The 22,956-nt window shown below is 71.9% G+C and carries 19 protein-coding genes; 5 read left to right on the top strand and 14 right to left on the bottom strand.

Annotated elements, in window-relative coordinates:
- Nucleotide 1: 1 nt before the first annotated feature.
- From ACFYW1_RS00180 to ACFYW1_RS00150, 7 genes are all read right to left on the bottom strand, one after another.
- Entirely contained in the window at nt 2-529 is a 528-nt protein-coding gene (locus ACFYW1_RS00180; protein WP_148840240.1) for a MaoC family dehydratase, read from the bottom strand.
- 5 nt (nt 530-534) lie between these two features.
- Nucleotides 535-1,497, bottom strand: coding sequence for an HpcH/HpaI aldolase/citrate lyase family protein (locus tag ACFYW1_RS00175; protein ID WP_384227788.1), 963 nt, complete (start codon nt 1,495-1,497; stop codon nt 535-537).
- The gene (locus tag ACFYW1_RS00170; protein WP_388985057.1) at nt 1,494-3,506 is read right to left on the bottom strand and encodes a protein meaA; all 2,013 of its coding nucleotides are present in this window, start codon (nt 3,504-3,506) and stop codon (nt 1,494-1,496) included. The genes ACFYW1_RS00175 and ACFYW1_RS00170 overlap by 4 nt, the downstream gene beginning before the upstream one ends.
- Before the next feature lies 1 nt (nt 3,507).
- Nucleotides 3,508-4,869, bottom strand: a complete 1,362-nt coding sequence (ccrA, locus tag ACFYW1_RS00165) for a crotonyl-CoA carboxylase/reductase (RefSeq protein ID WP_388985055.1) — start codon at nt 4,867-4,869, stop codon at nt 3,508-3,510.
- 369 nt (nt 4,870-5,238) lie between these two features.
- Nucleotides 5,239-6,033 (bottom strand): GNAT family N-acetyltransferase, encoded by a 795-nt coding sequence (locus ACFYW1_RS00160; RefSeq protein ID WP_388985053.1) that lies wholly within the window; start codon nt 6,031-6,033, stop codon nt 5,239-5,241.
- 112 nt (nt 6,034-6,145) lie between these two features.
- Nucleotides 6,146-6,961, bottom strand: coding sequence for a TetR family transcriptional regulator (locus tag ACFYW1_RS00155; RefSeq protein WP_388985051.1), 816 nt, complete (start codon nt 6,959-6,961; stop codon nt 6,146-6,148).
- 91 nt (nt 6,962-7,052) lie between these two features.
- The gene (locus tag ACFYW1_RS00150) at nt 7,053-8,834 is read right to left on the bottom strand and encodes a 3-hydroxyacyl-CoA dehydrogenase family protein (RefSeq protein WP_388985049.1); all 1,782 of its coding nucleotides are present in this window, start codon (nt 8,832-8,834) and stop codon (nt 7,053-7,055) included.
- Nucleotides 8,835-9,194: 360 nt separating this feature from the next.
- Here ACFYW1_RS00150 and ACFYW1_RS00145 point away from each other — a divergent pair, with 360 nt between their 5' ends.
- Nucleotides 9,195-9,776, top strand: coding sequence for a HEAT repeat domain-containing protein (locus ACFYW1_RS00145; RefSeq protein WP_388985047.1), 582 nt, complete (start codon nt 9,195-9,197; stop codon nt 9,774-9,776).
- Nucleotides 9,777-9,822: 46 nt separating this feature from the next.
- Here ACFYW1_RS00145 and ACFYW1_RS00140 read toward each other — a convergent pair whose 3' ends face one another.
- The 3 genes from ACFYW1_RS00140 to ACFYW1_RS00130 form a co-directional block, all read right to left on the bottom strand.
- Nucleotides 9,823-10,392, bottom strand: a complete 570-nt coding sequence (locus ACFYW1_RS00140) for a GNAT family N-acetyltransferase (RefSeq protein WP_388985045.1) — start codon at nt 10,390-10,392, stop codon at nt 9,823-9,825.
- 60 nt (nt 10,393-10,452) lie between these two features.
- Nucleotides 10,453-12,054: an alpha/beta hydrolase gene (locus ACFYW1_RS00135; RefSeq protein ID WP_388985043.1), complete on the bottom strand. Its 1,602-nt coding sequence runs from the start codon at nt 12,052-12,054 to the stop codon at nt 10,453-10,455.
- Between the two features lie 145 nt (nt 12,055-12,199).
- Complete coding sequence (locus tag ACFYW1_RS00130; RefSeq protein ID WP_388985041.1) at nt 12,200-13,234, bottom strand: Rv2578c family radical SAM protein; 1,035 nt, start codon at nt 13,232-13,234, stop codon at nt 12,200-12,202.
- Nucleotides 13,235-13,383: 149 nt separating this feature from the next.
- Between ACFYW1_RS00130 and ACFYW1_RS00125 the strand changes: the two genes are divergently transcribed.
- Nucleotides 13,384-13,830, top strand: a complete 447-nt coding sequence (locus ACFYW1_RS00125; protein WP_388985039.1) for an SRPBCC family protein — start codon at nt 13,384-13,386, stop codon at nt 13,828-13,830.
- Between the two features lie 187 nt (nt 13,831-14,017).
- Complete coding sequence (locus ACFYW1_RS00120; protein WP_388985037.1) at nt 14,018-16,522, top strand: MFS transporter; 2,505 nt, start codon at nt 14,018-14,020, stop codon at nt 16,520-16,522.
- Between the two features lie 55 nt (nt 16,523-16,577).
- On the opposite strand, the gene ACFYW1_RS00115 is transcribed toward ACFYW1_RS00120, so the two are convergent.
- From ACFYW1_RS00115 to ACFYW1_RS00100, 4 genes are all read right to left on the bottom strand, one after another.
- Nucleotides 16,578-18,044, bottom strand: coding sequence for a hypothetical protein (locus ACFYW1_RS00115; RefSeq protein ID WP_388985035.1), 1,467 nt, complete (start codon nt 18,042-18,044; stop codon nt 16,578-16,580).
- A gap of 174 nt (nt 18,045-18,218) precedes the next feature.
- Nucleotides 18,219-18,614: a GntR family transcriptional regulator gene (locus ACFYW1_RS00110; protein WP_283854893.1), complete on the bottom strand. Its 396-nt coding sequence runs from the start codon at nt 18,612-18,614 to the stop codon at nt 18,219-18,221.
- Between the two features lie 50 nt (nt 18,615-18,664).
- Nucleotides 18,665-19,630, bottom strand: a complete 966-nt coding sequence (locus ACFYW1_RS00105; protein ID WP_388985033.1) for an ABC transporter permease — start codon at nt 19,628-19,630, stop codon at nt 18,665-18,667.
- Complete coding sequence (locus ACFYW1_RS00100) at nt 19,627-20,571, bottom strand: ABC transporter ATP-binding protein (protein WP_388985031.1); 945 nt, start codon at nt 20,569-20,571, stop codon at nt 19,627-19,629. The genes ACFYW1_RS00105 and ACFYW1_RS00100 overlap by 4 nt, the downstream gene beginning before the upstream one ends.
- A 215-nt stretch (nt 20,572-20,786) precedes the next feature.
- Here ACFYW1_RS00100 and ACFYW1_RS00095 point away from each other — a divergent pair, with 215 nt between their 5' ends.
- Both ACFYW1_RS00095 and ACFYW1_RS00090 read left to right on the top strand, forming a co-directional pair.
- Entirely contained in the window at nt 20,787-21,620 is an 834-nt protein-coding gene (locus tag ACFYW1_RS00095; protein ID WP_388985029.1) for a M55 family metallopeptidase, read from the top strand.
- Nucleotides 21,613-22,956 (top strand): M20/M25/M40 family metallo-hydrolase, encoded by a 1,344-nt coding sequence (locus tag ACFYW1_RS00090; protein WP_388985027.1) that lies wholly within the window; start codon nt 21,613-21,615, stop codon nt 22,954-22,956. The genes ACFYW1_RS00095 and ACFYW1_RS00090 overlap by 8 nt, the downstream gene beginning before the upstream one ends.

Here is a 22,956-nt window from a genome sequence, read left to right as displayed (position 1 = left end):
GCTACTTCTCCACGTTCTTCTGCGAAGGCTGGTTCAACTCGGGACGGCCGGGCTGCTCCCCGCCGCGCTCCTTGATGTACGTCTCGGTGGGGACCATCACCTTGCGGCGGAACACGCAGACGAGCGTGCCGTCCTGCTTGTACCCCTTGGTTTCCACGTAAACGATTCCGCGGTCGCTCTTCGACCTCGACGGCGTCTTGTCGAGAACGGTCGTCTCGCCGTAGATCGTGTCGCCGTGGAAGGTCGGCGCGACGTGCTTCAGCGACTCGATCTCCAGATTGGCGATGGCCTTTCCGGAGACGTCGGGGACGGACATGCCGAGCAGCAGCGAGTAGATGTAGTTGCCGACGACAACGTTCTTCCCGAAGTCGGTCGTTCGTTCCGCGTAGTTGCTGTCCATGTGCAGCGGGTGATGATTCATGGTCAGCAGACAGAAGAGGTGGTCGTCGTACTCCGTGACCGTCTTTCCGGGCCAGTGCTTGTACACGGCGCCGACTTCGAACTCCTCGTAGGTGCGTCCGAACTGCATGTCGCTCAGGCCTCCGGGATCTCGAACGTGGAGGTACGGGTCATGCCGGCCGCGCGGCCCTTGCCGGAGATGACCAGCGCCATCTTGCGGCTGGCCTCGTCGATCATCTCGTCGCCGAGCATCGCGGAGCCCTTCTTGCCGCCCGCCTCGGACGTGTAGTAGTCGTACGCGTCCAGGATCAGCTCGGCGTGGTCGAAGTCCTCCTGCGACGGCGAGAAGATCTCGTTGGACGCCTCGACCTGGCCCGGGTGCAGCACCCACTTGCCGTCGAAGCCCAGCGCGGCGGCGCGCCGAGCCACCTCGCGGTAGCCGTCCACGTTGCGGATCTGGAGGTAGGGGCCGTCGATCGCCTGGAGGTCGTTGGCACGGGCCGCCATCAGGATCTTCATCAGGATGTAGTGGTACGCGTCCGCGCCGTAGCCGGGCGGCTGCTCGCCGACGACCAGCGACTTCATGTTGATCGACGCCATGAAGTCGGCCGGGCCGAAGATAATCGTCTCCAGGCGCGGGGACGCCTCGGCGATGGCGTTGACGTTGTTGAGGCCGCGCGCGTTCTCGATCTGCGCCTCGATGCCGATCTTGCCGACCTCGAAGCCCATCGTCTTCTCGATCTGGGTGAGCAGCAGGTCGAGCGCGACGACCTGCTCGGCGCTCTGCACCTTCGGCAGCATGATGCAGTCGAGGTTCTGGCCGGCGCCCTCGACGACCGTGATGACGTCGCGGTACGTCCACTCGGTCGTCCAGTCGTTGACCCGTACGACCCTGGTCTTGCCGGTCCAGTCGCCCTCGTTGAGGAATTTCACGATGGTGTGCCGCGCCTCGGGCTTGGCGAGCGGCGCGCAGGCGTCCTCCAGGTCGAGGAAGACCTGGTCGGCGGGGAGGCCCTGGGCCTTCTCCAGGAACCGCGGGTTCGAGCCGGGCACGGCCAGGCACGAGCGGCGCGGACGCAGTCGGTTGACGGCAGTCATGCGGGGACCTCCAGAGGGTCGAGCTTGTTCGCTTTCCGGATCTCGTCGACGATACGGCCGATGATCTCCGTGATACCGAAATCCTTCGGGGTGAATACGGCGGCGACACCGGCCCCGACGAGGGCCGCGGCATCGGCGGGCGGAATGATCCCGCCCGCGATCACCGGGATGTCGGCGGCGCCCGCCTCGCGCAGCCTGGTGAGCACGTCCGGCACGAGCTCGGCGTGCGAGCCGGACAGGATCGACAGACCGACGCAGTGCACGTCCTCGGCGAGCGCGGCCGAGACGATCTGTTCGGGAGTCAGCCGGATCCCCTGGTAGACGACTTCGAAGCCGGCGTCACGGGCCCGTACGGCGATCTGCTCGGCACCGTTGGAGTGCCCGTCCAGGCCCGGCTTGCCGACCAGCAGCCGCAGCCGTCCGGCGCCCAGGTCGGCCGCGGTCCTGGCGACCTTCTCGCGGACCAGGGCGAGCGGCGTGCCGGCCTCGGCGGTCACCGCGACGGGGGCGGACGAGACGCCCGTCGGGGCCCGGAACTCGCCGAAGACGTCGCGCAGCGCCCAGGACCACTCGCCGGTGGTGACGCCCGCGCGGGCGCACTCCAGGGTCGCCTCCATCAGGTTCCCGGTGCCCGCGGCGGCCTTCTTCAGGGCGGCCAGGGAGTCGCCGGCGCGGGCCTCGTCCCGGTCGTCGCGCCACCGGTGCAGGGCCGCCACGACCCCGGCCTCGTTGGCGGGGTCGACCGTCATGATCGCCCCGTCGAGGTCGGCGGTGAGCGGGTTCGGCTCCGTCGTGTCGTGGATGTTGACGCCGACGATCTTCTCCTCGCCGCCCTCGATCCGGGCCCGGCGGGCGGCGTGCGAGGAGACCAGCTCGGACTTCAGGTAGCCGGACTCGACGGCCGCCATGGCGCCGCCCATCTCCTGGATCCGGTCGATCTCGGCGAGCGCCTCCTCGACCAGCTCGTCGACCTTGGCCTCGATGACGTGCGACCCGGCGAAGATGTCCTCGTACTCCAGCAGGTCGCTCTCGTGCGCGAGGACCTGCTGGATGCGCAGCGACCACTGCTGGTCCCAGGGCCGGGGGAGCCCCAGCGCCTCGTTCCAGGCCGGCAGCTGCACGGCGCGGGCGCGGGCGTCCTTGGAGAGCGTGACGGCCAGCATCTCCAGGACGATGCGCTGGACGTTGTTCTCCGGCTGCGCCTCGGTCAGGCCGAGCGAGTTGACCTGGACGCCGTAGCGGAAGCGGCGCTGCCTGGGGTCGGCGATGCCGTACCGGTCACTGGTGATCCGGTCCCAGATGCGGCCGAAGGCCCGCATCTTGCACATCTCCTCGATGAACCGGACGCCCGCGTTCACGAAGAAGGAGATCCGCGCGACCACGTCGCCGAACTTCTCCTCGGGCACCTGGCCGGAGTCGCGCACGGCGTCCAGGACCGCGATGGCCGTCGACATGGCGTACGCGATCTCCTGGACCGGGGTGGCGCCCGCCTCCTGCAGGTGGTAGCTGCAGATGTTGATCGGGTTCCACTTCGGGATGTGCCGGACCGTGTACGTGATCATGTCGGTGGTCAGCCGCAGGGAGGGGCCCGGCGGGAAGACGTGCGTCCCGCGCGAGAGGTACTCCTTGACGATGTCGTTCTGCGTCGTCCCCTGGAGCCGGGTGATGTCGGCGCCCTGCTCCTCCGCGACCACCTGGTAGAGCGCCAGCAGCCACATCGCGGTGGCGTTGATCGTCATCGAGGTGTTCATCTGTTCCAGCGGGATGTCCTGGAACAGCCGGCGCATGTCACCGAGGTGCGACACCGGCACGCCGACCCGGCCGACCTCGCCGCGGGCGAGGACGTGGTCGGGGTCGTAGCCGGTCTGCGTGGGCAGGTCGAAGGCGACCGACAGGCCGGTCTGGCCCTTGGCGAGGTTGCGCCGGTAGAGCTCGTTGGACGCCTCGGCGGTCGAGTGCCCGGCGTACGTCCGCATGAGCCACGGGCGGTCCTTCTGACGGCCGCTCATGTCAGACGTTCCTGAATCGGTTGATGGCGTCGATGTGCTTCTCGCGCATCTCCGGGTCCCGGACGCCGAGCCCCTCGCGCGGGGCCAGGGCCAGCACGCCGACCTTGCCCTGGTGGAGGTTGCGGTGGACGTCGTAGGCGGCCTGGCCGGTCTCCTCCAGGGAGTAGACCTTCGACAGGGTGGGGTGGATCTTCCCCTTGGCGACCAGGCGGTTGGCCTCCCACGCCTCGCGGTAGTTGGCGAAGTGCGAGCCCACGATCTTCTTCAGCGACATCCACAGGTAGCGGTTGTCGTACTCGTGGTTGTAGCCGGAGGTGGAGGCGCAGGTGACGATGGTGCCGCCCTTGCGGGTGACGTAGACGGAGGCGCCGAAGGTCTCGCGGCCGGGGTGCTCGAAGACGATGTCCACGTCCTCGCCGTCGGTCAGTTCGCGGATGCGCTTGCCGAAGCGCTTCCACTCGCGCGGGTCCTGGGTGTGCTCGTCCTTCCAGAACTTGTAGTCCTCGGCGTTGCGGTCGATGATCGCCTCGGCGCCCATGCTCCGGCAGATCTCCGCTTTCTGCGGCGAGGAGACGACACAGATCGGGTTGGCGCCGCCGGCCAGGGCGAACTGGGTCGCGTACGAGCCGAGTCCGCCGCTGGCGCCCCAGATCAGCACGTTGTCGCCCTGCTTCATGCCGGCGCCGTTGCGCGAGACGAGCTGGCGGTACGCGGTGGAGTTCACCAGGCCCGGGGCCGCGGCCTCCTCCCAGCTGAGGTGCTTCGGCTTGGGCATCAGCTGGTTGGACTTGACGAGCGCGATCTCGGCGAGGCCGCCGAAGTTGGTCTCGAAGCCCCAGATGCGCTGCTCCGGGTCGAGCATCGTGTCGTTGTGGCCGTCGGAGGACTCCAGCTCCACCGACAGGCAGTGCGCGACGACCTCGTCACCGGGGTTCCAGGCGTTGACGCCGGGACCGGTGCGCAGGACGACGCCCGCCAGGTCGGAACCGATGACGTGGTACGGCAGGTCGTGGCGCTTGGTGAGCTCGCTGAGCCTTCCGTAGCGCTCCAGGAACCCGAAGGTGGAGAGCGGCTCGAAGATCGAGGTCCAGACGGAGTTGTAGTTCACCGAGCTCGCCATGACGGCGACCAGGGCCTCGCCGGGCCCGAGTTCGGGCACCGGGACCTCGTCGAGGTGCAAGGACGCGCGGGGGTCCTTGTCGCGGGTGGCGAGGCCGTGGAACATCTCGGTCTCGTCCTTGTGCACGGTCACCGCGCGGTACGACTCGGGGAGGGGCAGGGCCGCGAAATCCGCGGTGGTGACCGCGGCGGAGCCGCTTCCCGATTCCGTCTGCGATTGGATCGCGTCCAGGATTTCCTTCACGGTGTGCCTCCGGCGGATGGGGGCGCTCGGGAACGCGTGAGCAGTCCCTGCGAGCAATGGCGAGCAGTGTGGTGTGGAGGTGTTGCCGTCGGTTCGGCTGTCAAAGCTTCGGCTTGCTCTGTGGAGCGGAAGGTTTCGCCTGTGACGCAGGCGTCCGGGCGCGCAGGCACATCGCTTGCGGGGACAGCCGACGTGCGTGAGATCCCAGCACGCCGGCCGCCCGGACACCTTCAACGTATGGCACTCCGTGACACCTGGCAAGGCACTGCGTGCCAACAATTTCTCTCACTTGTCACCCACCGGGCACCGATGAGCGTTGCGAGGGGTGTTTCGCCGAGGTATGCCCCGTAAAGGAACGCGGATGATCGATCAGCGCGACCGGTACACGTAGGGCGTCGTGGTGCTCAGGGCCACGAACCCGAGCCGCCGGAGAATCGGGGCGCTCATGTCGGAGGCGTCGACCTGGAGGTGCTCGTAGCCCCGCTCCGCCGCGACCCGGGCCCGCAGGGCGACCAGGGCCCGGTAGACGCCCCGCCCGCGCCATTTCCCGACCGTGCCGCCGCCCCAGAGCCCCGCGAAGCCCGTGCCCGGGTACAGCTCCATCCGGGCCGAGCTCACCGCCTCGTCCCCCGCCATGGCGAGCACCCCGACGAAGTGCTCCGGATCCTGTTCGAGCCGGCTCAGCACCTGGTGGCGCAGGTGCGGCAGCTCCTTCCCGAAGGCCCGCTCATGGGTGCGGACCAGCAGTTCCGCGTCGTCCGCGGTACGCACCACGCGCAACCGGACGCCCTCGGGCGGCTCCACCGCCGTCGACAGGGCCGCCACCGGGGCGACCAGCAGGGTCTCCGGCTCCTCCGCCTCGAATCCGGCCGCCAGGAGGCGCCGCGCCAGATCGGCCGGCCGGTCGTGCGCGTACAGCTTCCATTCGAACTCGTCGCGCCCGAGCGCCGCGTAGCGCGCCACCTGGGCCGCGATCACCTCGTCCGTCCGGGCGGGGTCCAGTTCCGGGGACGACCAGACGATCCCGTTCCAGTCCTCGGCGCCACCGGTCCGGCGCACGACGTCGCCGGTGCGCTCCACCTCGACGCCGGGGCCGTCGGGGCGGGCGTGCTCGCGCATCTCCCGGTCGAACAGGGCCAGCAGTATTTCGCGATCATGAGTCATCCGCCCACCACAGCACCGGCTCGGGGGCGCGGCAACGGGGTTTCGCCGCGGTGACGACGGACGGGGGCGTGCCCGGTCGGCACGCCCCCGTCCACAGGCCGTTCGGTGGCCCTCAGCGGTCCCGGAGCGCCTGCTGGATGGTGCGCATCACTTCGTCCAGCGGGGCGTCGGTGCGGGCCACCGCGACCAGCACCTCGTCGTGGGAGGTCACCGAGGCGGCCGGCTGCTTGGCCGGTTCGGTGCCGGCGATCCGGCCCGCGCCGATGCCGGTGCCGAAGGTGTCGCGGACGATCGCGAAGGCGTGGTCGAGCTGGGCCTCCACGTCGCCCTCGCCGCCCGCCCGCAGCCAGCGGCGCAGCACGTGGTTGTGCGCGGTGACGACGGCGGACGCCGCGACCTCCGCCAGCAGCGGGTCGTCGTTGCCGACCTGGTGGTCGCGCTCGTCGAAATGGCCCAGCAGATAACGCGTGAAGAGCCGCTCGTAACGGGCCACCGAGGCGATCTCGGCCTCACGCAGGGTGGGGACCTCGCGGGTCAGCTTGTAGCGGGCCACGGAGACCGCGGGCTTCGCCGCGTACATCTTCATGACTTCCTTGATGCCGCGGCAGACGGTGTCGAGGGGGTGCTCGTGCGCCGGGGCGGCGTTGAGGACGGCCTCGGCCCTGACGAGGGTGTCGTCGTGGTCCGGGAAGATCGCCTCTTCCTTGGAGCGGAAGTGCCGGAAGAAGGTGCGCCGGGCGACTCCCGCGGCGCCCGCGATCTCGTCGACCGTCGTCGCCTCGTAGCCCTTCGTGGCGAAGAGTTCCATGGCCGCAGCGGCCAATTCACGCCGCATTTTGAGCCGTTGGGCGGCGGCGCGAGTGCCTGCGGCACTTTCCTGGGCGTCGGACGCGGCGGAGGCACGGGGGGACCGGGCGGGCTGGGACATGGTGTGAACGTACTGCATCGGGCCGGGGGAGTGCGCCCGTGGGGGAGGACCGCCCGAGGGATCGAGCAGCCCTCCCCACCCGGATCCCCGCTCAGCGCCGGGCATGTTCGCGGAAGCCGCGCCCCGTCTTGCGGCCGAGGCAGCCCGCGGCCACCAGGTGTTCGAGCAGCGGCGCCGGGGCCAGGCCCGGGTCGCGGAACTCGTTGTGCAGCACCTTCTCGATGGCCAGCGAGACATCGAGGCCGACCACGTCCAGCAGTTCGAACGGGCCCATCGGGTAGCCGCCGCCCAGCTTCATCGCGGCGTCGATGTCGTCGAGGCTCGCGTAGTGCTCCTCGACCATCTTGATCGCGTTGTTGAGGTACGGGAACAGCAGCGCGTTGACGATGAAACCGGCCCGGTCGCCGCAGTCCACCGGGTGCTTGCGGATCTTGACGCAGACCTCGCGGACGGTGGCGTGGACGTCGTCGGCGGTGAGCACCGTACGGACCACCTCGACCAGCTTCATCGCGGGCGCCGGGTTGAAGAAGTGCATCCCGATCACGTCCTGCGGCCGCGAGGTGGCACGGGCGATGGCCACGACCGGCAGCGACGAGGTGGTGGTGGCCAGGACCGCCCCCGGCCGGCACACCTTGTCCATGGTCCGGAACAACTGCTGCTTGACCGCCAGGTCCTCGGCGACGGCCTCCACCGCGAGGTCGACGTCGGCGAAGGCGTCCAGCGAACCGGCCGCGGTGATCCGGCCAAGCGCCTCGTCCCGGGCCCCCTCCGTCAGCCGCCCCTTGGCGACGGAACGCTCCAGCGACTTGGCGATCCGGGCCTTCGCGGCGTCCGCCTTCTCCTGGCCGCGCGCGGCCAGGACCACGTCGTAACCGGCCTTCGCGAACACCTCGGCGATCCCCGAGGCCATCGTCCCGGAGCCGGCGACCCCCACCGAGCGCACCGCGCGCCCGGCCGCCGCGGCGGTGTCCTCCCGCGGGGTCAGCGGGTCCGGCACCACGTTCTGGCCGCCGGCCGAGTCGTACGTGTAGAAGCCGCGGCCCGCCTTGCGGCCGGTCAGCCCCGCGTCGCTCAGCTGCCTGAGCACCGGCGCCGGGGCGTGCAGCCGGTCGCGCGACTCGGCGTACATCGCCTCCAGGACGGTGCGGGCGGTGTCGATCCCGATCAGGTCGAGCAGGGCGAGCGGCCCCATCGGCAGGCCGCAGCCGAGCTTCATCGCCGCGTCGATGTCCTCACGGGAGGCGTAGTTGGCCTCGTACATCGCGGCGGCCTGGTTGAGGTAGCCGAACAGCAGCCCGTCGGCGACGAAGCCCGGCCGGTCGCCGACCGCCACCGGCTCCTTGCCCAGGCTGCGGGCGAGCGCGGTGACCGCCTCGACGGCCGGCGGCGCCGTCAGCACCGAGGAGACCACCTCGACCAGCTTCATCGCGGGTGCCGGGTTGAAGAAGTGCAGGCCGAGCACGCGCTCGGGGCGCAGCGACTCGGCGGCCAGCCGGGTGACCGACAGGGCGTTGGTGCCGGTCGCCAGGATCGCGGTGGGGGAGACGACCTCGTCGAGCTCCCGGAAGACCTGCTGCTTGATCTCGTACGACTCGGGCACGACCTCGATGACCAGCTCCGCCTCCGCGGCGGCCCGGAGGTCGTCGAAGGTGCGGAACCGGGCGAGCACGTCGCCCCGTTCCTCCTCGGTGATCCGTCCGCGCCCCACGGCACGGGCGGTCGATGACTCCAGGGCGGCGACGGCGCGGACGGCGGCCTCGTCGCTGATGTCGATGCCGATGACCTCGTGGCCGGCGCGGGCCAGGACCTCGGCGATGCCGGTGCCCATGGTGCCGAGACCGACGACGGCAATGGTGCTGAGCGGGGTGTCCATCACGGGACTCCAGAGGATGAGTGACGACTGTGAGGAGGGCACGGCGCGTCGGCGTGAGGAGAACGGGCGCGCCACGTGCGGGAATTGCGTGTCGTGGTACTCGGGCCGGGGCGCCGTGGGCGTACCCGGACCCGGAAGGGGCGACGGACTCTGTCCCGGAGTCACGTCTCGCAGAGCTGCCGAACCGACAAGCACTCCGAGTGGCTGCGTCACCAGGCCACCGGAGCAGGCGGGGAGTGTGTCCCGCTCACATGAGATTAACTCCCGGGTAACGAGCGCGCCAGCCCCCTTCCGCTGTGGGCCACGTCATATCCGTCCCGGATCTCGATACGCACGGTTCCCGCCGATACGCTGAGAGTCATGGACGAGGAGTTCCGGTCCCTGGCGGACCGGCTTGCGGACGAGGCGGGCGCGACGGGGGAGTCGGCGGCCTGCCGCGCCCTCCTCGCCACCGATGACGAGGAGGAGCTGGCCCGCGTCCTGGTGGAGCGCGAACGCCCGCTCTGGGCCCGCGAGATCGCCGCGTTCCGGCTCGGCTGCGGCGGCGACCGGCGGGCCTTCGAGGCGCTGGTCCTGCTGCTCAACCACCGCGATCCGGAACGCTGCGTGTCCGCCGCCCACGCCCTGGTGCTCCTCGGCGACCCCCGCACCCCCCGGGCCGCCGCCGCCCTCGCGACCAACAGTCTGCGCACCGCGTACGCCCTGCACCCGGTGCGGCTGCTCACCGCCCTGCGGGCCCCGGAGTCGGTGCCCGCGCTGATGAGCACCCTGGAACGGCTGCTGGACCCCGGCGAGCCGCACTGGCGGGTCGCGCTCGCCTGCGTGGAGGGGCTCGGACGGCTGGGGGACGAGCGGGCCCGCCCGCTCCTGGGGGCGGCGCTGACGCACCCGAGGCTGGGCGCCGCCGCCCGGGACGCGCTCGGCCTGCTGGACACGGTCTGAGGGGACGCCGGGATTTTGCCGGGAGGCCCGGCGGGCCCCGTCGGCCTCAGGGTGCGGCGGGACCGCCGAGGGCGCGCACGTACCGCACCTCGGGCACGAGCACGCCGTCCGCCTCGAAGGACTCCTCGGCGCCGTCGGGCCGAAAGCCCGCGCGCTCGTAGAAGCGGCGGGCCGGGGCGTTCTCCCTCAGCACCCACAGCGCCAGGTCGGGGAAGCCCTCGGCGGCGGCGCGGGCGAGCACCTCCGCCATCAGCGCGCGGCCCGCCCCGGTCCCGATCAACTCGGGCGTCACGTAGAGCGCGTACAGCTCGCCCCGCGCGAGCGGCCTGCCGTTCTCGCGGTACGGGCCCCAGCAGGCCCAGCCGATCACGCCGTGTCCCGGCCGTTCGGCCACCACGTTCACGAGGGTGAGCCCCCCGGTGAACGACGAGCGGCGGCGCTCCACGTCCTCGGCGACGGCGAGGTCCATGTCGTCCAGGTACGACTGCGGCACCAGCCCCGCGTACGCGGCCCGCCAGCCGCGCACCCGGAGGCGCGAGACCGCCTCGCAGTCCTCGACGGTCATGTCCCGCACGCGCGTCGCGGGCTTCGGGGCGGGCGTGGCCGGTGTCGTCATACGGGCCATCCTGGCGCAGGCGCCGGGACGGCCCGTACGCGGGACGGGGGCGCGGACCGGTCAGCCGCGGAGGCCGAGCAGCCCGTGCAGGGTGGCGCCCCTGCTGCCGGACCCCGTCCGCCGCGCCGACTTCGCCGCCGCCTCGCCGGTCAGCGGACGCGGCTCGGGGGACGCGGCGCAGACCGCGTCCGCGTCGGCCCGGCTGCCCCCGCCGTGCGGCACGGTGCCCTTGGCGAGGTAGGCCACCAGGTGCTCGTCGAGGCAGTCGTTGCCGCTCAGCGTGATGCCGTGGTTCCCGCCGCCCTGTTCGACGACCAGGCCGGAACCGTGCAGCCTGCGGTGCAGGGTGATCCCGCCCTCGTACGGCGTCGCCGCGTCCTCGGTGGCCTGGAAGAGCAGCACCGGAGGCAGGGCGCGGTTGGAGACCCGTACCGGGTTGAGCGGCTCCACCGGCCAGTCGGCGCAGGGGGCGTTGTACCAGGTGTTGTTCCAGGTGAAGAAGGGGGCCTTGGCGTGCACCCGCCGGCTGTCGTTGCGCCAGGTGTTCCACGGGCGGGGCCACCGGGCGTCGCGGCACTGCACGGCCGAGTAGACCGAGTACCCGTTGTCGCCCTCCGCGTCGAGCGCGCCGAACCGCTCGTACGCCTTCACGAGCGCGTCCTGGTCGTGGTCGTGCACGTACCGGGCGAACGCGTCGGCCAGCCGGGGCCAGTAGCCGTTGTAGTAGCCACCCGGCAGGAAGGTGTCCTCCAGCTCGCTCGCGCCGACCTTCCCGCCGGCGGGCCGTGCCCGGACGGCGTCGCGCATGGCGTACCAGGCGCGCTCCACCCCCGCCGGGTCCGTGCCCAGCCGGTACGTGGCGTCGTGCTTCGCGACCCAGGCGGCGAACGCCTTGTGGCGGGCGTCGAAGGCGTGGTCCTGGCCGATGTTGTCGTCGTACCAGACGCCGTCCGGGTCGACGTTCGAGTCGAGCACCATGCGCCGCACCCGCTCCGGGTACAGCTTGCCGTACACCGCGCCGAGGTAGGTGCCGTACGAGTAGCCGAAGTAGTTGAGCTGCCGGGAGCCGAGGGCCCGCCGGATGACGTCCAGGTCCTTGGCGGCGCTGACGGTGTCCATGTACGGCAGCAGATCGGGATACTTGCGCCCGCACGCCTCGGCGAAGGCGCGGGCCCGGTTCCGGTTGGCCCGCTCGATCCCGGGCGCGTCCGGCGTCGAGACCGGCCGCACCGGGTCGAAGTACTTCGGTACGCAGTCCAGCGCCGGCCTGCTCCTGCCGACGCCGCGCGGGTCGAACCCGATCACGTCGTACTGCGCGGCCAGCGACTTCGGCAGCGAGGACGCCACGAACCCGGCCATCGACAGACCGCTGCCCCCGGGGCCGCCCGGATTGACAAGCAGCGGGCCCTGGAAGGTCTTCGCGGTGTGCGGGATCCGGGACAGGGCGAGGGTGATCCGCCGGCCCGACGGGTCGTCGTGGTCGAGCGGCGTGCTGACCGATGAGCACTGCAGACGCGGATACGACTCGGTACCGCAGTCGGTCCACTTGAGCCGGGCCGTGGCCCGCGCACCGGCGTCGGCGTTCGCCGGGGCCGGCGCCGCGGTCACCAGACCGGCGACGGTCGCACCGACGGCGAGCAGAATTCCTGGACGTTTCGTCATATGGCCTCCCGTGACGGGGATAACACGACTGCGCGGGGCGCAGCCCCCGCCGCATGCTCCCCGCATTCGTGCCCGGAAGGACCGTTCGGGCCGAGAGTTGACCCGTTTGCCCGCTCGGCCAGTGGTCCCGGCGGACCGGGGGGGGTCAGAACGGGGCGGGCCGGGCGGGAACGTCGAGCGGCGGGCGCCGGTCCTTCCGCACGGGCAGCCCCCGGTCCGTGCCGCGGTACGAGGGGCCGATGCCGAACTCGGCCGCCAGTTCGTGGACATGACGGGTGACGCGCCGCTGGTACCACCTGGGCGCGTAGGGGCCCTCGGCGTACAGCCGCTCGTAGCGCCGCACCAGGTGCGGGTGGTGGGTGGCGAGCCGGCGCATGTACCACTCCCGCGCGCCGGGCCGCAGATGGAGGACGAGCGGGGTCACCGAGGTCGCCCCGGCGGCGGCGATCGCCCGGACCGTGGCCCGCAGTTGGTCCGGGTGGTCGCCGAGGAACGGGACGACCGGCGCCATCAGGACGTCGCAGCCGATGCCGGCCCCGCTCAGGGCGCGGACGGCGTCCAGGCGGTGCGGCGGGGACGGCGTGCCGGGCTCCAGGGTGCGCCACAGCCCCTCGTCGACGAAGCCGACCGAGACGCAGACGCCGACGTCGGTGACCTCGGACGCCTGCCGCAGCAGCTCCAGGTCGCGCAGGATCAGCGTTCCCTTGGTCAGGATGGAGAACGGGTTCGCGTGGTCGCGCAGGGCCGCGAGGATGCCGGGCATCAACCGGTACCGGCCCTCCGCGCGCTGGTAGCAGTCGACGTTCGTGCCCATCGCGAGGTGGGCCCCGTGCCAGCGGCCGGACGAGAGGTGGTCGCGCAGCAGCTCCGGGGCGTTGACCTTGACGACGATCTGCGAGTCGAAGCCGGGGCCGGTGTCGAGGCCGAGACGGCTGTGGGCCTTGCGCGCGAAACAGTAGACACAGGCGTGCGAGCAGCCCCGGTACGGATTGACGGTCCATTCGAACGGCATCCGCGACGCGCCCGGCACCCGGTTCACGATCGAACGGGCCCGGACCTCGTGGAAGGTGATGCCCCGGAAGCCGGGGGCGTCGAAGGTGCGCGTGCGCACCGCGTCCGCGGCGAAGAGCGCGCCGTTCCCCGCCGTCCCGGGCCGCTCGGCCGGACTGTCCCAGCGCATGGACGCCTCCTCGGTAGTACTGGGCAGAGAATAGAACACTTGTTCCCTTGATCGTTTTCTCCCCTTCGTCCCGGGCCGGATTTTGAGCGGCGTGCCGGAGGTGGTTGGCTCGTCACACCCCCGAACAACCGAGTGCTGGAGGAACAGGCATGGCGCAGGTCGAGGCCACCACGGAGCGAGTCATCGCGGCGGACGCGGAGACGGTGTTCGACGCCCTGGCCGACTACGAGCAGGTCCGGGGCAAGGTGCTGCCCGGACAGTTCAGCGAGTACGAGGTGCGCGAGGGCGGCGACGGCGAGGGCACCCTCGTCCACTGGAAGCTCCAGGCCACCAGCAAGCGGGTGCGCGACTGCCTGCTGGAGGTCACCGAGCCCACGGACGGTCAACTCGTCGAGAAGGACCGCAACTCCTCGATGGTCACCACCTGGACGGTCACCCCGGCCGGCGAGGGGAAGTCGAAGGCGGTCGTCTCCACCGTGTGGAACGGGGCCGGCGGCATCGGCGGATTCTTCGAGAGGACCTTCGCCCCCAAGGGACTCGGGCGGATCTATGACGAACTGCTCCAGAACCTCGCCGCCGAGGTGGAGAAGAAGTAACCCGGTACGGCGTTGACCGGCCTCACCGTATCGAGTGGTTTTCCCGCCGCGCCGGTCGTACGCCGTAGTGGCTCCCACCGGGGGTTAAACCCCCCGAGTGCGCCGTCGGCGCCCCTCGTCGCGTTTGCCCTCGCTTCTCGCGCGATGCGAGAAAAGGGCGGCGCAGACGCGACGAGGGGAGCGGCACGTGGTGGGCGGGATCACTCTGCTGGAGGAGGAGCCGGGCGGTACGGGGACCGCCGGCCCGGCGAGCGCACCACCCTCCGCCCCGCCACCACCGCGCCCGGCGACGGAGGGGAACGGCACCGGGAAGGGGAGCGCCCCCGCCCCGCCCGCCGCACCGGAGATCAGCCCCCGCGGCCTCCGGCTCGTCTTCCTCGGGCTGATGCTCACGCTGCTGCTCGCGGCGCTCGACCAGATGATCGTCGCCACCGCGCTGCCGAAGATCGTCGGTGAACTGCACGGCCTGGAGAAGATGTCCTGGGCCGTCACCGCGTACCTGCTCGCCTCCACCATCGGACTGCCCCTCTACGGCAAGCTCGGCGACCTCTTCGGCCGCAAGGGCGTCTTCCAGTTCGCGATCGTGGTCTTCGTCATCGGCTCCGCGCTGGCCGGCTGGTCGCGCACCATGGACGAACTGATCGCCTTCCGCGCCGTCCAGGGCATCGGCGGCGGCGGTCTGATGATCGGCGTCCAGGCGATCATCGCGGATGTCGTCCCGCCCCGGGAACGCGGCCGGTTCATGGGCCTCATCGGCGCGGCGTTCGGCCTGGCCTCCGTGGCGGGCCCGCTGCTCGGCGGCTTCTTCACCGACCACGCCTCCTGGCGCTGGTGCTTCTACATCAACGTGCCGTTCGGCCTGGTCACCCTCGCCGTCATCACCGTCGTGCTGAGACTTCCCCGGCCCGCCGTCCGGCCCCGCCTCGACGTCCTCGGCGCTTTGCTGCTCGCCGCCGCCTCCACCTGCCTGGTGCTGCTGACCAGTTGGGGCGGCACGGAGTACGCGTGGGGATCGGGCACCATCCTGGGACTCGGCGCCGGGGCCGTCACCACGACCCTGCTCTTCCTGGCCGTCGAGCACCGGGCCGCCGAACCGGTCATCCCGCTGCGGTTGTTCCGCGACTCGATCTTCAACGTCACCGCGCTGGTCGGCGCGGTCGTCGGGATCGCGCTGTTCGGCGCCGCCAGCTATCTGCCGACCTTCCTCCAGATGGTCGACGGGGCCACGGCCACCGAGTCCGGACTGCTGATGCTCCCGATGATGGGCGGCATCGTCGTCGCGTCCGTCGTCTCCGGCCAGATGATCTCGCGCACCGGCCGCTACCGCGCCCACCCGATCGTCGGCGGCGCGGTCTCCACGGTCGGGATGTGGCTGCTCTCCCGGCTGGAGACCGACACCCCGCGCCTCGAATACAGCATCGCGCAGGCCGTGCTCGGCATCGGGATCGGGCTGGTCATGCCGGTGCTCGTGCTCGCCGTGCAGAACTCCGTCGCACCCGCCGACCTCGGCACCGCGACCAGCGCCAACAACTACTTCCGGCAGATCGGCGGAAGCGTCGGCGCCGCCGTCTTCGGGACGCTCTTCGCGGGACGGCTCGCGGACGCGCTCGCCGTGCGCCTGCCGGCCGGCGCCGACCTGCCCGACCCCGAGTCGATCACCCCGCAGCTGGTCCACTCGATGGAACCCGCGCTGCGGGACGGCTACATCCAGGCGTACGCCGACGCGATGCCGCGGATCTTCCTCTACCTCGTGCCGGTGCTCGCACTCGGCCTGTTCCTCGCCTTCTTCCTCAAGGAGAAACCGCTGGTGTCCCACCACAGCCCCGAAAGCGCCGTCGAGACCACCGCCGAGACCGGCCCCGGGGCCGCCATCGGGTCCGTGACCGTGACCGTCCCGGCCGCCCGGGCCACCGCCCCGCCGCCCGTGTACCTGTCGGGCGTGCCGGTGTGCGGCAGCGTCCAGCACCCCGACGGCACGAAGGTCCCGCGCGCCGCCCTCACCCTCATCGACGTCCAGGGACAGCAGGTCGGCCGGGGCGCGAGCGGCGACGACGGGCGGTACGCGCTGAGCGTGCCCGGCGCCGGTTCGTACGTCCTCATCGCCGCGGCCGGCGGACACCAGCCGCAGGCCGTCAGCGTCACCGCGGGCGAACGCCCGGTGGAACTCGACGTGGTGCTCGGCGGGGCGGGGCGCCTGGCCGGGGCAGTCCTCACCGCCGACGGCATCCCGGTGCGCGACGCCGCCGTCACCCTCACCGACGTGCGCGGCGAGGTGGTCGCCTCCACCCGCAGCGGACGCGAGGGCGGCTACGTCATCACGGAGCTGGTGGCCGGCGAGTACACCCTCGCCGCCAGCGCCCCCGCCTTCCGGCCCGCCGCGCTGCCGGTGAGCGTGCAGGCGGCCCGGGAGACCCGGCAGGACATCGAGCTCGCCGGCGGCGCGGTGCTCCGCGGCATCGTGCGGGCGAGCGGCGGACGACCCGTCGAGGACGCCCGGGTCACGCTCCTGGACGCGGCGGGCAACGTGGTCGACACCCTCACCACCGGCCCCGACGGCGCGTTCCGGTTCGTGGACCTGTCCACCGGCGAGTACACCGTGATCGCCGCCGGATATCCGCCGGTGGCCACCGTCCTCCAGGTGGCGGGCGGCGGACGCACCGAACGGGACCTCCAGCTCGGTCACGAGGACTGAGGGCACGGAACGACCGCGGGGCCGGCCGGTGGAATCACCGGCCGGCCCCGCGGCGTCAGCCGTCGTGCGGGCGCAGGGCCGCCACCGCACGTTTCGCCCGGGTGGACAGTTCGCCGAGCTGCTTCGCCGACTCCTTGCCGATCGTGTTCAGCAGGAGCCGGGCGTGCGCCGCCGTCGTGCGCGCGAGTTCCGTGTCGCCCGCCCCGACGGCCGCGAGCGTCAGCTCCAGGTGCTGCTCCGTGATCAGCCGGCCGAGCCCCCGGCGGTGCCACTGCTCGACGGTCCCGTCGGGCGCGGTGTCGCCGGCGCCGACCGCCGTCCTCGCCCGCTCCAGCGCCCGCCCCGCCGCCGCGAGGTCGCCCTTGAGTCGCTCCAGACGGGCGAGGACATACGCCTCCGAGGCCCGGTCCCACGCCGTGTCCTGGAGGGAGAGGAGGTTGAACTGGGCGCGGGCCGCCTGCGCGTGGTCGCCGATCCGCTCCAGCGCCCGGCTCAGTTTCCGGAGCCGGTCCGGATCCGGGCCGGTGTCGTCCAGGAGGCGGATGAGCGCGGTGCGGGCGTGCTCGACGCGGCCCTGGCGGCGGGCGAGCTCGATCCAGGTGAACTCGTCCTCCGGGGCCGCGCCGGGACCGCCCCGCCCCGCCTCCGCGGCGCGGGCCCACGCGACGGCCCCGGCGCTGTCGGTGACCTGCCCGTCCGTGGCCGAACGCAGCAGCGCGAGGTCCTCCTCCCGCCCGTGCGCCGCCACCAGCGCCGCGGCCCGCCACCGCTCCTCGTACCACTCGGTCCGGGCGGAGTCCTCCTGCTCCAGCAGGGCCCGCAGCAGTGGCAGGTCCCCGTCGCGGCGGTCGTGGTGCGCCGCCCGCAGCACCCCCGCCCGCAGCACCGGGTCGGCGACCGCCTCCGACAGGGCGACGGGGTCGCCGCGGCGCATCCGCTCCAGCGCCTCCCGCCCCGGGGCGAGGACGACGTCGCGCAGGCGCTGCCGGTAGGGCTCCTCCAGCCGGTAGGCGCAGAGCTCGTGGGAGTTGAGCAGGACGTGCTCCGGCTCGGTGCGCCGGGTGACCGACTCCGACAGCGCGAAGAGCTCGGCCAGCGGCCGGTCCGGCAGCCCCAGACCGCTGAGCAGTGCCGCACGCTGCTCGTCGAGTTCGGGGGCGAACTCCTCCCGGGCCTCCTCGTCCGCCCGGCGCACCTCGGCGCGCAGGGCCTCCTCGTCCATGTCTTCGGAGAGGTCCTCGCACCACCAGGGCAGCCGGACGAGCATCTGGAGCGCGTCGCCGACACTGTCGGCGAACAGCGAGGCGTACCCGTCGGAGGAGGCGTGGAGCACGGCCGTTCCCCCGCTCAGGAAGTAGGTGCCGCCGGTGTCGTCACCGGCGATCGGCTCCAGCGACGCGCCGGACGCCAGGTGCACCTCCTCGACGTGGTAGGCCCGGTCCACGTCGAAGTTGAAGGGGAACGCGGCCAGTTCGGCCAGGTCGGGACGGCTGCGCAGGAGTTCCAGTACGGGGTCGGTCATGTGACCGAACCCTAACGCGGCCCCGCCGGCCGCCGTCCCGTTCCGGTACGGGGCCCGTCGACCGCCGTCCCCGTCCGGTACGGGCCCCGTCGGGCGCCGTCCCCGTCCGGTACGGGCCCCGTCGGGCGCCGTCCCCGTCCGGTACGGGCCCCGTCGGGCGCCGTCCCCGTTCCGTCAGAGGTCCGTCTCCGCCGGGTACACGGTCGCGCAGGCCGACCGGAAGAGGGCGTCGACCTCCTGGCCGCTGAGCCCCTGGGCCCGTGCCTCGGTCAGCCACTCGACGAGCGACGCGCGCAGAGGGGCGGTGGGGCCGTCCTGGGCCGGGACGAGGGTGCGGGTGATGAAGGTGCCCGCGCCCTGCCGGACCTCGGCCAGCCCCGCGCGCTCCAGCTCGCGGTACGCCTTGAGGGTCGTGTTGGGATTGACCTTGGTCTCCGCCGCGACCTGCGCGGCGGTCGGCAACCGGTCACCCTCCTCCAACGCCCCCATGCGCAGCGCCTGTTCGACCTGGCGCACGATCTGGAGGTACGTCGCCACCCCGCTGCGTCTGTCGATGCGGAACACGACCATCGTCTTCTTCACCTCCCGTTGGAGTGCCGTGCCGGTGCGGCCGCGACGCCCTAGAGCGGACGACGGGACACCCGCCACAGGACGAACGCGGTGAGTACGACGGTTCCCGCGAGCAGGATGCCCGCCCCGGTCCACTGCATGGCGGGCATCTGGTCGAAGCCCAGGTACTCGTAGACATTGTTGACGATGCCGTGCTTCTCGATGCAGGCATCGGTCGCCTTCTCGGTGGGTTCGGCGCACAGGCCCCAGCCGTAGAGCTGCCCGTCGGCGGAGCCGATCCAGCGGTCCACCTCGCGCGAACTGTCCAGCCGTGCGGGCAGGCCCGCGTTCAGCGGGTAGACGAGCGTGCGGGACGGGGCGAGGTTGACGATCATCTCGTCCCAGAACACCCCGGCGGCCCAGGAGAAGAACAGCGTGGTCGCCATGGCCGGCAGGAGCCGGCGCACCAGCGCGCCGATGGTGATGCCGGCGGCCGTCAGGAAGAGGCAGAGCGCGGGGAGCACCGGACCGGTGCTGTCGAAGATCGACCCGCTCGACCAGTCGTACGGGAACACCGAGTGGTCGGGCTTCCACCACCAGGTGAAGACCGCCGACAGCACCACGCCGGTCACGAGCACCGCGCCGTAGACCCAGGCGATCTTCGCCGTCACCCAGCGCAGGCGCGACACGGACTGGGTGGTGACCAGCTGCGCGGTGCCCTGTTCCTGGTCCCCCGCGATCAGCGGCGCGCCGATGAAGACGGCGAGCAGCAGCGGCAGGGCCCCCAGCGCGCTGATGACCAGGTTCACGCCCTCGGAGTCGAAGTTCTCCAGCATCCCCCCTGCGCCCGCGGACTCCATGAAGTCCTTCATCCGGCCGCGCTCGTAGACGAGCCAGATCGAGCCGAGGACCGTCGCACCGAGCAGGCTGAGCAGCGCGGCCCGGTGCTGCCGTACGACGAGCCAGTTCAGTCCGTGCAGCAGACGGGGCCGGGGCGCCCGTTCGGTGCGCGGGGTTTCGGTGTGGGTGGTGCTCATGCGGAGTGGATCCCTTCGTCCTCGATGCGGGCGCCGGGGGTGAACAGCGGGGGCGCGTCCGGCGAGCGGAGGTGTGCCAGCAGCACTTCCTCCAGGCTGGGTTCGGCGACCACCCAGTCGCTCGGCAGCGGCCCGTTCGGCCGCACCAGCGCGTGGAACTGCCTGCCCTGGACCCGGGACTCGATCACCGTGTGCGGGGCCAGCAGGCCGGCCGGGTCCCCGTCCGTCGCGAGCCCCGTCACCAGTGCGTGGGCCGGGACGAGGGCGTCCGCGTCACCCGCCATCCGGATCCGGCCGTCGGCGAGGACGAGCAGGTAGTCGCACATGTCCTCCAGCTCGGACAGCATGTGGGAGGACATCAGCACGGTGGTGCCGCGCTCGACGGCCTCCGACATCAGCAGGGTGCTCATGTCGTGGCGGGCCAGCGGGTCCAGGTCCGACATCGGCTCGTCGAGCAGCAGCAGGTCGGGGCGCTTGCCGAAGGCCAGCGCGAAGGCGACCCGGGTGCGCTGGCCGCCGGAGAGGGAGCCGACGCGGGCCTCCATCGGCACCTGGCCCGACCGTACGATCCGCTCCGCCGCGGCCGCGTCCCAGCCGGGGTTCAGCTCGCTGCCCATGCGCAGCGTCTCCGCCACGGTGAACCGCTTGAACAACGGCTTGTCCTGCCCGAGGAAGGCGAACCGCGGCAGCACCGCGGGATCGTCCACGGGCACGCCGCAGATCCGGAGCTGCCCCTCCGACGGCTGGATCTGCCGGGTCGCGAGCTTCAACAGGGTGCTCTTGCCCGCCCCGTTGGGGCCGACGAGACCGCAGATCCGCCCGGCCGGCAGCCGGAACGAGCAGTCCCGCAGCGCCCAGCCGCGCCGGTAGCGCTTACCCAGGCCGCGGACCTCCAGCGCCCACGCGCCGGAGGTGGTGCCCGGAGTGAATGCGTCTGCCATGCACTTCGCCTCAATTCCATTAGTCAATTAATGGAATCATGGTCTTGGGCGGGAAAATCTGTCAAGGCGGACCGGACTCCTCGGCCCCCCGGCAGGCCCGGTTGTCCGTGATGCACCTGTTCGGGGTGTGCGTCTCGCTCCCTTCGGAGGACTGGACCTCTGAACGTGTCCGACGCTCTGGCCTGGCGGTTCTCCGGCGCGTAGCGTGGCCCGGCATGAAGATCCTGATCAGTGCGGACATGGAAGGCGCCACCGGTGTGACCTGGCCCGCCGATGTGCTGCCGGGCAGCCCCCAGTGGGAGAGATGCCGCGCCATGTTCACCTCCGACGTGAACGCGGCGGCCCTCGGGTTCTACGACGGCGGCGCCGACGAGGTGCTCGTCAACGAGGCCCACTGGTCCATGCGCAACCTGCTGCTGGAACGGCTCGACGACCGGGTCGAGATGCTCACCGGCCGGCACAAGTCCCTGTCCATGGTCGAGGGCGTCCAGCACGGCGACATCGACGCCATCGCCTTTGTCGGCTACCACACCGGGGCCGGCGCCGAGGGGGTCCTCGCCCACACCTATCTGGCGAACTCCATCACCGGCGTCTGGCTCGACGGCACCAGGGCCAGCGAGGGACTGCTCAACGCACACGTCGTGGCCGAGTACGGCGTCCCCGTCGTCCTCGTCACCGGCGACAACCTGACCTGCGTGGACGCGGAGGGCTACGCCCCGCGGGCCCGCAAGGTCGCCGTGAAGGACTACGTGTCGCGGTACGCCGCGGTCTGCCGCACCCCGGCCCGCACCGCCGCCGACATCCGCGCGGCGGCCAGGGAGGCCACCGCGCTCGCCGTGCGCCACACCCCGGTGGAGGGCGGCCCCCACACCGTGGAGCTGGAGTTCGACGCCGAGCACCTGGCGGGCGCGGCCACCGTCGTCCCGGGCGTGGTGGCCGGCGGCGAGCGGCGCGTCGCCTACACCAGCGCGACGATGTACGAAGCAATCCGCACGTTCAAGGCGGTGACGACGATCGTGTCGTCCGCCGTGGAGGAACAATATGGCTGAGACGACCGCCCTCCCGGACAGCGTCGACCAGCGGGCGCTGGACGAATCGGTGACGTTCACCTCCGAGCTGATCCGGATCGACACCACCAACCGCGGCGACGGCGAATGCCGGGAACGCCCGGCCGCCGAGTACGTCGCGGAGCGGCTGGCCGACGCCGGACTGGAACCCGCCCTGCTGGAACGCACCCCCGGACGCACCAACGTGGTGGCCCGGATTCCCGGCACCGACCCGTCCGCCGACGCCCTGCTCGTGCACGGCCACCTCGACGTGGTCCCGGCCGAGGCGGCCGACTGGACCGTGCACCCCTTCTCCGGCGAGGTCCGCGACGGGGTGGTCTGGGGGCGCGGCGCCATCGACATGAAGAACATGGACGCGATGGTCCTGGCCGTCGTCCGCGCCTGGGCACGGACCGGCGTCCGGCCCCGCCGCGACATCGTCATCGCGTACACCGCCGACGAGGAGGCCAGCGCCGACGACGGCTCGGGCTTCCTCGCCGACCGGCACGCCGCGCTCTTCGAGGGCTGCACCGAGGGCATCAGCGAATCCGGCGCCTTCACCTTCCACGCCGGACCGGACATGCCGCTCTACCCGATCGCCGCGGGCGAGCGCGGCACCGCCTGGCTGAAGCTCACCGCGCACGGCAAGGCGGGCCACGGCTCCAAGGTCAACAGGAACAATGCCGTCAGCGCGCTCGCCGCGGCCGTCGCCCGGATCGGCGAGCACACCTGGCCGGTCCGGCTCACCCCGACGGTCCGGGCCGCGCTCACCGAGATCGCCGCCCTGCACGGCATCCGCCCCGACCTGGACGCCCCCGGCTTCGACGTCGACGAACTCCTCGACAAGCTCGGCCCCGCCGCCGACCTGGTCCGGCCGACCGTCCGCAACAGCTCCAACCCGACCATGCTGGAGGCCGGTTACAAGGTCAACGTGATCCCGGGCCACGCCACCGCCTTCGTCGACGGCCGGATGCTCCCCGGCGGCGAGGACGAGTTCCACACCACCCTGGACCGGCTGACCGGCCCCCACGTCGACTGGGAGTTCCACCACCGCGAGGTGCCGCTGCAGGCCCCGGTCGACTCGCCGACCTTCGCGAAGCTGCGCGCCGCGATCGAACGCTTCGACCCGGCCGGCCACGTCGTGCCGTACTGCATGTCGGGCGGCACGGACGCCAAGCAGTTCTCCCGGCTCGGCATCACCGGCTACGGCTTCTCGCCGCTGAAACTGCCCGTCGGCTTCGACTACCAGGCGCTCTTCCACGGCGTCGACGAACGCGTCCCCGTGGAGGCCCTGCACTTCGGCGTCCGCGTCCTCGACCACTATCTGCGCACGGCCTGA

It is taken from the genome of Streptomyces sp. NPDC002669, from assembly GCF_042889165.1.
Classification (GTDB): domain Bacteria; phylum Actinomycetota; class Actinomycetes; order Streptomycetales; family Streptomycetaceae; genus Streptomyces.
This window is presented reverse-complemented; position numbering and strand designations above follow the sequence as displayed.

Coding starts and splice junctions, on each gene's coding strand:
- ACFYW1_RS00125 (WP_388985039.1), top strand. CDS start 13,384: ATGGCGCAGGTCGAGGCCACCACGGAGCGAGTCATCGCGGCGGACGCG.
- ACFYW1_RS00115 (WP_388985035.1), bottom strand. CDS start 18,044: ATGACCGACCCCGTACTGGAACTCCTGCGCAGCCGTCCCGACCTGGCC.
- ACFYW1_RS00140 (WP_388985045.1), bottom strand. CDS start 10,392: ATGACGACACCGGCCACGCCCGCCCCGAAGCCCGCGACGCGCGTGCGG.
- ACFYW1_RS00105 (WP_388985033.1), bottom strand. CDS start 19,630: ATGAGCACCACCCACACCGAAACCCCGCGCACCGAACGGGCGCCCCGG.
- ACFYW1_RS00095 (WP_388985029.1), top strand. CDS start 20,787: ATGAAGATCCTGATCAGTGCGGACATGGAAGGCGCCACCGGTGTGACC.
- ACFYW1_RS00100 (WP_388985031.1), bottom strand. CDS start 20,571: ATGGCAGACGCATTCACTCCGGGCACCACCTCCGGCGCGTGGGCGCTG.
- ACFYW1_RS00150 (WP_388985049.1), bottom strand. CDS start 8,834: ATGGACACCCCGCTCAGCACCATTGCCGTCGTCGGTCTCGGCACCATG.
- ACFYW1_RS00155 (WP_388985051.1), bottom strand. CDS start 6,961: ATGTCCCAGCCCGCCCGGTCCCCCCGTGCCTCCGCCGCGTCCGACGCC.
- ACFYW1_RS00135 (WP_388985043.1), bottom strand. CDS start 12,054: ATGACGAAACGTCCAGGAATTCTGCTCGCCGTCGGTGCGACCGTCGCC.
- ACFYW1_RS00175 (WP_384227788.1), bottom strand. CDS start 1,497: ATGACTGCCGTCAACCGACTGCGTCCGCGCCGCTCGTGCCTGGCCGTG.
- ACFYW1_RS00145 (WP_388985047.1), top strand. CDS start 9,195: ATGGACGAGGAGTTCCGGTCCCTGGCGGACCGGCTTGCGGACGAGGCG.
- ACFYW1_RS00090 (WP_388985027.1), top strand. CDS start 21,613: ATGGCTGAGACGACCGCCCTCCCGGACAGCGTCGACCAGCGGGCGCTG.
- ACFYW1_RS00110 (WP_283854893.1), bottom strand. CDS start 18,614: ATGGTCGTGTTCCGCATCGACAGACGCAGCGGGGTGGCGACGTACCTC.
- ACFYW1_RS00180 (WP_148840240.1), bottom strand. CDS start 529: ATGCAGTTCGGACGCACCTACGAGGAGTTCGAAGTCGGCGCCGTGTAC.
- ACFYW1_RS00160 (WP_388985053.1), bottom strand. CDS start 6,033: ATGACTCATGATCGCGAAATACTGCTGGCCCTGTTCGACCGGGAGATG.
- ACFYW1_RS00130 (WP_388985041.1), bottom strand. CDS start 13,234: ATGCGCTGGGACAGTCCGGCCGAGCGGCCCGGGACGGCGGGGAACGGC.
- ACFYW1_RS00170 (WP_388985057.1), bottom strand. CDS start 3,506: ATGAGCGGCCGTCAGAAGGACCGCCCGTGGCTCATGCGGACGTACGCC.